The 9,733-nt window shown below is 49.7% G+C and carries 9 protein-coding genes and 2 tRNA genes; 6 read left to right on the top strand and 5 right to left on the bottom strand.

The genetic code is table 11. From position 1 onward, the window contains the following. Positions 1–65: 65 nt before the first annotated feature. Positions 66–2,687 carry a cation-translocating P-type ATPase gene (locus QZZ36_RS12250; RefSeq protein ID WP_295081990.1) on the bottom strand — a complete coding sequence of 874 codons (2,622 nt, stop codon included), beginning with the start codon at positions 2,685–2,687 and terminating at the stop codon, positions 66–68. A gap of 136 nt (positions 2,688–2,823) precedes the next feature. Here QZZ36_RS12250 and QZZ36_RS12255 point away from each other — a divergent pair, with 136 nt between their 5' ends. The 4 genes from QZZ36_RS12255 (at position 2,824) to QZZ36_RS12270 (ending at position 6,209) form a co-directional block, all read left to right on the top strand. Further along, a complete protein-coding gene (locus QZZ36_RS12255; protein ID WP_295081993.1) occupies positions 2,824–4,257 on the top strand; it encodes a hypothetical protein in 1,434 nt (477 codons plus the stop codon). Positions 4,258–4,342: 85 nt separating this feature from the next. After that, positions 4,343–5,362: a stage V sporulation protein AD gene (locus QZZ36_RS12260; protein WP_295082000.1), complete on the top strand. Its 1,020-nt coding sequence runs from the start codon at positions 4,343–4,345 to the stop codon at positions 5,360–5,362. Next, positions 5,356–5,721, top strand: coding sequence for a stage V sporulation protein AE (gene spoVAE / locus QZZ36_RS12265; protein ID WP_295082003.1), 366 nt, complete (start codon positions 5,356–5,358; stop codon positions 5,719–5,721). The genes QZZ36_RS12260 and spoVAE overlap by 7 nt, the downstream gene beginning before the upstream one ends. A gap of 212 nt (positions 5,722–5,933) precedes the next feature. Beyond that, the gene (locus QZZ36_RS12270) at positions 5,934–6,209 is read left to right on the top strand and encodes a hypothetical protein (RefSeq protein WP_295082012.1); all 276 of its coding nucleotides are present in this window, start codon (positions 5,934–5,936) and stop codon (positions 6,207–6,209) included. Between the two features lie 116 nt (positions 6,210–6,325). Here the strand turns inward: QZZ36_RS12270 and QZZ36_RS12275 are convergent, their stop codons facing one another. The 3 genes from QZZ36_RS12275 to QZZ36_RS12285 all read right to left on the bottom strand — a co-directional run bounded on the left by QZZ36_RS12275 (position 6,326) and on the right by QZZ36_RS12285 (position 8,301). Continuing rightward, on the bottom strand, positions 6,326–7,432 hold the full coding sequence (locus tag QZZ36_RS12275) for a hypothetical protein (protein ID WP_295082015.1): 1,107 nt from the start codon (positions 7,430–7,432) through the stop codon (positions 6,326–6,328). A 4-nt stretch (positions 7,433–7,436) separates the two neighbouring features. After that, positions 7,437–7,703, bottom strand: a complete 267-nt coding sequence (locus QZZ36_RS12280) for a hypothetical protein (protein WP_295082018.1) — start codon at positions 7,701–7,703, stop codon at positions 7,437–7,439. 154 nt (positions 7,704–7,857) lie between these two features. Further along, positions 7,858–8,301, bottom strand: coding sequence for a DUF5680 domain-containing protein (locus QZZ36_RS12285; protein WP_295082025.1), 444 nt, complete (start codon positions 8,299–8,301; stop codon positions 7,858–7,860). A gap of 217 nt (positions 8,302–8,518) precedes the next feature. Between QZZ36_RS12285 and QZZ36_RS12290 the strand changes: the two genes are divergently transcribed. Next, a tRNA-Met gene (locus tag QZZ36_RS12290) sits at positions 8,519–8,595 on the top strand. Between the two features lie 6 nt (positions 8,596–8,601). Beyond that, positions 8,602–8,673, top strand: a tRNA-Glu gene (locus QZZ36_RS12295). A gap of 120 nt (positions 8,674–8,793) precedes the next feature. Here QZZ36_RS12295 and QZZ36_RS12300 read toward each other — a convergent pair. Then, a partial coding sequence (locus tag QZZ36_RS12300; protein ID WP_295082028.1) for a site-specific integrase occupies positions 8,794–9,733 on the bottom strand: 940 nt, incomplete at its 5' end.

Consider the following 9,733-nt stretch of genomic DNA (forward strand, 5'->3'; position numbering starts at 1 on the left):
GCACATTTATGCGGTTCACATTCGCGGGCGCACACTGTGCGCCTCTACAGGCTAAGGGCTAACAGCTAACGGTTCAGGAAAGAGCTGACAAGCGGTGCTGCTGCGCTGAAACCCAGTGCGATAATAAGCTGTACCGCGTCTGGAGTGACCGTACTGAACACCATCTGAAGCTGCGGTACGAGAACGGCTGCCGCAAGAACAGCTCCCGAAATAAGCACTGCTCCCACAAGCTTAATATTGCCGAAAGGATTCATGCGGAAAAGTGAACGGCTCTCGGAACGGCACTCGAATACGTGTATAAGCTGAGACACAACAAGGGTGATAAGCGCAGCGGTGCGGCAGGCTTCCGCGGAACCGCCGAGCCGCATGACCGTTGTGAAGCTTGCAAGGGTGGAAAGTCCGATAAATATGCCGCGGATAACTATCTTCCACATAAGTCCGCCTGAGAAAAAGCCCTCGCCGGAACGCCTCGGCGGACGGCTCATTATACCCTCCTCCGGCGGCTCCATACCAAGAGCTATCGCCGGAAGTCCGTCTGTTACAAGGTTCACGAGAAGTATCTGCACCGGCAGCAGTATCATCGGCATACCCATTACTATACCGAGGAACATGGTCAGTACCTCGCCTATATTGCAGGAGAGCAGATACCGCACGAACTTGCGGATATTTGCGTATACGCACCGTCCCTGCTCCACTGCGTTCACCAGTGTTGCGAGGTTGTCGTCCATGAGTATCACGTCAGCCGCCTGCTTTGTGACGTCAGTGCCCGTAACTCCCATAGCTACGCCTACATCTGCTTCCTTCACCGCAGGAGCGTCGTTCACGCCGTCGCCTGTCATGGTGACTATCTCACCTCTGCGCTTAAAGCTCCGTACTATGCGCAGCTTGTGTACGGGCTCCACACGGGCAAACACGGTATATTTACCGATATCACGGTCCAGCTCCTCATCAGAGAGCATATTCAGCTCCTCGCCTGTTATAGCCATGCCGCCCTTGAGCAGTCCTGCTTTTTTCGCAACTGCCACGGCGGTATTTTTATGGTCTCCCGTTATCATCACCGTCTTTACGGAAGCCGCCGCGCACTGCCGTATAGCGGCTTTTGCCTCCTCACGGGGAGGGTCGGTCATGCCTGCGAAGCCGAGAAAAACAAGGTCTCCGCGCAATGGTTCGAGCTTTTCCGAGCCGCATACCGCCAGTGCGAGAACTCTCAGCGCCCTGTCAGACATCTCCGCCGCCTTTTCTTCGAGCTTTCTGCGGAACGACGCCGTAAGAGGGACCTTCTCTCCCCTGCCGTTCATATACATCGAGCACCTCGGCAGAATGACCTCCTCCGCGCCCTTGAAGTATATCCTCTTATCGCTGCCGCAGCCGCAGTGTACAGCCATAAAACGGGTCTCGCTGTCAAAGGGATATTCTCCGAGAATATGGCAGCTTCCGGAAAGACTGTCCTTTGTGATACCTGCCTTTGCGGCCGCAATGAGCAGCGCGGCTTCCGTGGGATCGCCTGTGACGCTCCACTCTCCCTTACCTGCAAGAGCGCCTCTGTTGCGGCTTTTCGGAGCTTCCTGCGTACTTATCTCAGCGGTGGAGCAGAGCACTCCGCATCTGAGAGCTTCCGTGAGAGCTTTTTCGGTAACAGGATTTACGGCGATATCTCCGGCTTTGGTGACAGCTCCGCTGACCCGGTAGCCCATGCCGCTGAAAAAATAATCCTCATCGGCTGTGGAAAGCTCCGTGACCGTCATTCTGTTCTCGGTTATGGTGCCGGTCTTGTCGGAGCATATCACAGAGGTGCAGCCCAGTGTCTCTACGCTGTGGAGCTTGTTCACAAGGGCTTTCTGCTTCATCATGCGGCTGACAGCCAGCGCAAGGGCGATGGTAACTGTCGCCGGAAGTCCTTCTGGTATAGCGGCAATTGCTATTGTTATACCCGTCATGAGCATATCGAAGATGTTCTCTCCCCGGAGTATGCCTGCGCCGGCTACTGCCGCGCACACCACGAGACATATCACCGCCACAGCCTTTCCGAGCTCAGCCAGCCGTCTCTGTAAAGGAGTGGGCTCCTTGTCGATATCCCTGAGCATTCCCGATATCTTTCCCATCTGGGTATCCATGCCCGTGGCTATGACCCTTCCACGGCAGCTTCCCCTCACCGCGGAAGCTCCGCAATAGACTATATTAGGCTTATTTGGGGAATTATCCGTATCATCCTCCTGACCTGTCGATTTCTCCACAGCCGCCGACTCGCCTGTGAGAACAGCTTCATCGGAAAAAAATCCCGATGCTTTAAGGACAGCGCAGTCCGCAGGTATCCTGTCCCCTGCCTCTATCTCGACTATATCCCCCCGTACAAGACGTGAAGCCGCTATTTCTGTCAGTTTCCCGTCACGCCAGCACTTCGCTGTGGGAGAGGTCATGGAGCGGAGCGCTTCGAGAGTATGCTCAGTGCGGTACTCCTGCACGAATCCAAGCACTGCATTGAGCAGTACGATAAGTATTATCGTCACAGCGTCGGATATCTCGCCAAGCAGCACAGATATCACCGTTGCTCCGAGAAGTATCATTACCATAACATCTCTGAACTGACCGAGGAATATCCTCAGAGGTCCTGTTTTTCTGCCTTCGCCGAGGACATTTTCACCCTCGGCTCTCAGCCTTTCGGCTGCTTCCTTTTCTGTCAGACCCATATTTTCACCCTTTCGCAGACTTTGTCCTTAAAGGATATGTCCGCGCAGGGACAAATATGACATCAAATACTGTTGCAAACCTTTCAGCTCTGTGTTATAATGATATTGCACAGAACATAAACAAGGAGTGATCACAATGCCATACTGTTGGGTCTGCGGAAGAGTTATCCAATACGGCGAAAAATGTAACTGCTATACAAAAAAAGTGCCAAAGCCGGCTGCTTCTCAGCAGGACAGCGTTTATGGTCAGCAACCTCAGGGAACTGAGAATAACGCTCCTCAGCAGCAGTACAGCGGCTACGGTCAGCAGCCTCAGGGATCTGAAAATAACACTCCGCAACAGCAGGACAGCGGTTATGGTCAGCAGCCTCAGGGATCTGAAAATAACACTCCTCAGCAGCAGTACAGCGGCTACGGTCAGCAGGCTCAGAGACCTGAGAATAACGCTACTCAGCAGCAATACAACGGCTACGGGCAGCAAGCTCAGAGAACTGAAAATAACAGTCCTCAGCAGCAGTACAGCGGCTACGGGCAGCAGACCCAAAGACCTTATAATAACGCTCCGCAGCAGCAGTATAACGGCTACGGTCAGCAGCCTCAGAGACCTTATAATAATAGTCCGCAGCAGCAGTACAGCGGCTACGGTCAGCAGGCTCAGAGACCTGAAAATAACACTCCGCAGCAGTACAGCGGCTACGGTCAGCAGGCTCAGAGACCTGAAAATAACACTCCGCAGCAATACAACGGCTACGGTCAGCAGGCTCAGAGACCTTATAATAACGGTCCGCAGCAGCAGTACAACGGCTACGGTCAGCAGACCCAAAGACCTTATAATAACGCTCCGCAGCAGCAGTATAACGGCTATGGTCAGCAGACCCAAAGACCTTATAATAACGCTCCGCAGCAGCAGTACAGCGGCTATGGTCAGCAGGCTCAGAGACCTTATAATAACGCTCCGCAGCAGTACAACGGTTACGGTCAGCCTTACAGGCAGCCATATTCCCCGAACCCTGCATATCCTTACTACGGTCAGACCTTCAGAAGAAGCAAAAGTCCGACTTTAGCAATAGTCATAGTTATATTTACCCTTATCCTTATAACCTGCGCAGTCGTATTTATCCCGTCGATCGCAGGGCATAAAAAAAGGATAAATCAGAAAGACGCAAACGCTATTGCGGGCAAGCTTTACGAAGCTGCAAACTCTGCTATCCACGACCTTGAAAACAGCGGCGAGAATATAAGAGGCACATTCATCATAAGCTCTGACATCGAATCAAATGTCGCAGTTCCCTTTGATTCCGAAAAGTTCTACAAAGCTATCGGATACTATTCTCCTCCCGGAAATGTCGAATACTTCTTTGTGGTAAGAAAAGGCAGAGTAGAATACCTTGCCTCTTCAGAAGAATGGACATACCGCAAGGCAGCTGTGGGAAGCTGTCCCGAAAACACGGGATCCGACGTTTCACCAAGACTGTATGCCACAAAAGGAAACGGTCCTTCAGCGGGCAAAGGCGAAAACCTTGACGAAATATACTGGGACGCCTATGATAAGCTGTTCAATAAAGAATAACCCAAAAGCGCAGACAATAATGCCTGCGCTTTTTGTATATTCCGCAGTTTTCTTCACATAATATCCCCGTAACGGAGGTATTATCATGGCAGAACGTATTGCAAGAGGAGTTTTCCGCACGGATACTCCTGTAAAGATCAAAAGCTACGCTGCGGTAGTCGGTGAAAAGGAGGGTGAAGGTCCTCTCGGCAGCTGCTTCGACGAGGTGGTCACTGACAGTCACTTCGGCAGAGAAACATGGGAACAGGCTGAAACTCAGTTCCAGCTCGAAGCAGTCAGACTTGCGCTCGTAAAAGCGGGGCTTGACAGAGAGGATATAGACGTCATCTGTGCAGGCGACCTTATAAACCAGTGTATCGGTTCGGCTTACAGCGTAAGGGAGCTTGCTGTTCCGTTTTTCGGACTTTACGGAGCCTGCTCCACTATGGCGGAGGGACTTCTCATATCCGCCGTTCTCACTGACAGCGGCGCTGCGGAAATTGCCGCGGCTGTAACATCTTCGCATTTCTCAACTGCTGAACGGCAGTTCCGCTTTCCCCTTTCCTACGGCGGTCAGCGCACTCCCACAGCACAGTGGACCTGCACCGCTTCGGGAGCTGTTATACTCTCACGTACAGAGGGCAGCGTGTATATCGCAGGAGGCTGTATCGGAAAAATCGCCGACCTCAGTATCAGCGACATAAACAATATGGGCAGCGCCATGGCTCCTGCGGCTGCGGATACGATAATGCGCTACCTTTCCGCAACCGGGACTTCCCCCTGCGATTACGACTATATCGTAACGGGAGACCTCGGAATCGTCGGCAGCCAGCTCCTTCTGGACTTTCTGCTGAAACAAGGAGTGGATATCACCTCTCAGCACCGTGACTGCGGCGTTATGATATTCGACCCTGATAAACAGGACACTCACTGCGGAGGTTCGGGCTGCGGCTGCGGAGCAAGCGTACTATGCGGTCACTTCCTGCCCCTGCTCGAAAACAGCGAAGCACATGATATCCTCTTTGCGGCTACCGGCGCTCTTATGTCGCCTGTGTCGCTGCAGCAGGGCGAGACCATACCCTCGATTTCCCACCTTGTACATCTCAGAAAGGAGCAGCTATGCTGACAGATATTTTAAAAGCCTTTATCATCGGCGGAGCGTTATGCGCCGTCGGACAGCTTCTCATAGACTTTACGAAACTGACTCCCGCACGTATACTCACCGGATATGTGGTCGCGGGAGTAATACTCTCCGCTGTAGGGCTCTACAAGCCGCTGGCTGAGTTCGCAGGAGCGGGAGCCACCGTGCCTCTTACCGGCTTCGGGCACCTGCTTGCGGACGGAATAAGAAAGACCATAGCAAGCGACGGTCTGTTGGGAGTATTCACAGGCGGGCTTACCGCGGCTGCCGGCGGAGTTACCGCCGCTTTGCTTTTCGGTCTCTTGGCTTCACTTGTTTTCAGACAGAAGGACAGGAAGAGTTGAGAATGGAGAGTTTAAGGCTGTGGCGATGATTTGGTAAAAATTATGCCATTGCGCAAGCTGGATTATGTAAATTTTTTATGAACGCAATGTTAATTGTACTAAAATATGTTGACAAATGGTGAACGATAATATATTATATATTCCATAAGGCTGCTGTGCAAACCCTTAAAAATTATAAGCCTTAAATATTATGAGAAAAGGAAGTATCACAAATGAAGAACACATTCAAAAAGCTCACAGCTATCGCAATGGCATTCACCCTCCTCGGCGCAGGTTCAGCTATCTCCAAAGCAGTCGCACCAAAGTCTGTCAACACTCTTACAGCAAGCGCTATTAGTCCTGATGAAGGCAAAGGTTTAATTCATTTCCTTTTAAACTTTCTACCCGGAGGCTCGGCTGCTAAACCAGTATTTGATATATATATTGATACTATGGCAAACCAACACAAGGGATATCATACCATTATGGAACAAGTCGGAATGAATTGATCCGGTTACATTAACTGTGAAAGCTCTCCTTTACGGGGAGCTTTTCTGTATTATACAGCGTTTTTACTGACACAGGGGCACCATGACGGTACCCCTGCAAAGCTATATGCCGACACTTACCAGCCCTTGTACTTGATATATACCTCCGAGGGCTTAACATCAGAATCAACGTCAATAATGTTCCTTCCGCTGTACGTCGGGACAGTCTTCCCCGTACCAGTGAAGGTAAGCGTATCGTTTTCGTAAAGCGGCGAGCTGCCGAGGTCTATGGTCACTGTATTCGTCTGCCCCTCACTTGTTACCGTGACAGGCAGCGTGACTTTGTAGGGCTCCCAGCAGGACTTGACCGACGTGTCCTGAACAGACTTGTTCGCAACTACATCGGTATCGGTTATCATGAATCGGGCGCAAGCCGGAAATACCGCAAAGAAGCCAAGCTTCATATCGCTTGTTACCGTAAAGGTGAACTCCTCGTGGTAAAACCATGTCAGAGTCGAAGTACCGGGGATAAATCCCATTTCTTCAAGCCTCGACATTGTTGTCGCGGTCTCGGTGCCGTCCTTCAGCAGTCTTTCGTTCAGGACTACCGTATCGTCAGGCGCTATCAGCTTTACATGAGGATGCTTTACCTCTGTACCGTTATTGAGGAAATAATAATAACCGTGACGGTATCCGTATCCATACCGCATAAAGTTGTAGCTGTCCCAGTATACGGTTTTATATTCGCATATAAGCTTGTATGTTCCTGCTTTAAGATCAGCGAACCAGAAGCAGTTACCATAATTCTCGGTCCTGCCGTCCTTTACATAGTGATTTCCGCTTATATTATCCTCGCTGCCGTAGGTCGGCACCATCCACTGCTGATAATTCACCTTTCTGTTGCTTCCGATAGGGGCTACATCATGGCTGCCGGCGTCCAGTTCATAGTTTTCGCCGTAATCTCCGTAATAATAATTGTAGGATATCGTTTTTCCCAGACCGTCGCTTACCGTTTTGGGCACCATTCTGAGATAGTTCCTGCCCGGCTTTCCAACTCCGCCTGCCGCGCCTTTTATATGCCAGTCAAGCAGAGAAGTGCCGTCTGAATTGAACCTCATGGGTACTGCTCCCGTAAGCTCCCTTGTCTTAGGAGTACGGTCGATATTCATGCATTTCCCCGCAAGACGGGTCGGAAGATCATCGGCTATACCTGTTTTGTTCGCTATGAGCAATTCTCTAAGCATCTGCTCACTCCTCCGGCTGGGAAGGCGTTTCAGATTCAGGCGTGGGATCATACTCGGCTCCCGTAGCCTGATCTATCCATATCCCGCTGCCGGTGAGTCCGTAAAGAATACCTGTGCTTATCTCCCAGGCAAGAGTGCCCTGTGAAAGTATCCTTCCGTCAATACCCGCGGCTGTGGGAAGCTCGGTCTTTTCATCAACTGCAAGCTCTGCGAGTACAACTGACCGCGTATCCTCAAAGCTCATGAATTTTTCCTTTAAGATCGTTATCATGTTTTTCCTCCTGAAAGTTATTTTTTGAAAGCGCTTTCATAAGGGGGCTGTAATCGATACTTTTTCAACGGAAAACAGTTGAATATTGAATAATTTACACCCAAAGTGGATATTCCGCATATAAAAATGCAGCCATGTCAGGCTGCACTTAATACTATTTTATTGTTCCGCCATGATAATAACACTCGTATATCATTTCACCCCTGTACGATATGCTCTCATAGCCACTGAACCATTCAAAACTGCCCTCCGCTTTGCAGGTGTATGTGTAGTCCCCTTCACTGTATTCCTCAGGGCCGCGGAACGGCTTCTCACAAGGCACACGAAGCAGTGCTTCCTTGAGAAAATCTCCGCTGAACGGCGCTCCGAGTACCCTTCCGGCATAATTCATGCTCCAGTAAGGCGAACCGCTTATCCACACAGCCTCCTCCCCTGCAAAACGCTCTCCGCCAAGATAACTGTCTATGTAAAGCATTTCGCCCTCTCTGTAATGCAGGTCGTGAGACTGAGGACGGGAGGGTTCCGCTTCCGCGCCCTTGCCTGCATATGTCGCTTTTTTCGCTCTTATGAGAAATTCCACTGTTTTTTTATCAGCCATATATCTTCTCCGTTCTATATTTTTTACTAAATTATTTTATCATTTTTTCACCGCTGTGTCAACTCACCCCACCATATTTTCACCAACAAGATGTTCGGTATGCTGCGTTAAATTGTGAGTGTCTCCAAATTTGTTTTTTATTTCTTCTCTTTACTTGACTTTTATCCCCTTTTGTAATATAATAATTTAGTCGCAGGTGACGCCTGCTTTTACTTATGGCGGCATAGCTCAGTTGGCTAGAGTACTCGGTTCATACCCGATTGGTCGTTGGTTCAAATCCTACTGCCGCTACCAATTTATGGCCCGTTGGTCAAGAGGTTAAGACATCGCCCTTTCACGGCGGAATCATGGGTTCAATTCCCGTACGGGTCACTTCTGTTAGAGCTCGGAAACAGCGAAATATCGCGGTTTCCGAGTTTCTTTTTTCTGCCCATTTTGGTGCTTGTCCGCTATTTGTCCGCTACTGCTCATTTTAGTAGCGGACTATTTGTTTTAAGTTGTTGCATCCTGTGGAATAAAACTGAACGCTCCGTCCATAGCCTGAGCCACTTTCGCCTGCGCAGTCTGGAACATATGAGAGTAAATGTTCAGCGTAGTTCCTGAATTGCAATGCCCTAATGCTCCTGATACCGTAACCACATCAAGTCCCGAAGAAATAAGGGCGGAAGCTGCAAAGTGTCTGAAACTGTGAATTCCATAGAAAGGCATATCATTCTTCTCGCAGAACTCTTTCAACCAACCGTAAGGAGTCTGATTATTCATCGGTTCACCGTTCCATTTAACAAATAAGCGGTCAGTTTCTACCCATTTGTCACCCAAGCGGATAGCTTCCTCCTCCTGTTCGGCTTTCAGCTCTTTAAGGATACCCATGATATATGGACTGATCTTCAGCACACGCTTTGAGCGCTTAGTCTTTGTGGTGTCGGTATATATGCCACGCTCTGCTGTATAATTGGACGTCCTCTTGACACTGATAATGTCATTATCAAAGTCAATATCCTTCCACTCCAAACCAAGCATTTCGCTTCTGCGGAAACCGCTGTACGCTATAAGAAAGAAAAATGCGCGATATTTCGTAGCTTCTCCATTTATAGCTGTCAGTAGCTTTGCTATCTCTTCCTGAGAATAGATAGGCTTCTCCTTGATCTCTCCTTTTGGAATAACAACCTTTCTGCATGGATTTTCTGATACTATGTCCATTCTTACCGCATAGCTGAATACATCCGAGATAAGGCTGAGATTATGACGAATTGTCTTTGGAGCAAGTGCTTTACCAGTTTTTTCGCTTGCGCCCTCTTTAGCGAGAGAGTTTACAAAGCCCTGTAACTGCCTTGCAGTTATCTTATCGATACGAAGATGACCAATAGCAGGATAAACACGGTGCTTGAGCTGCAGCATTCTCTCATAAGTCGTACTTCTGAGAGTATTCTTT

The organism is Ruminococcus sp. (genome assembly GCF_016287535.1).
Taxonomy (GTDB): Bacteria; Bacillota; Clostridia; order Oscillospirales; family Ruminococcaceae; genus Ruminococcus.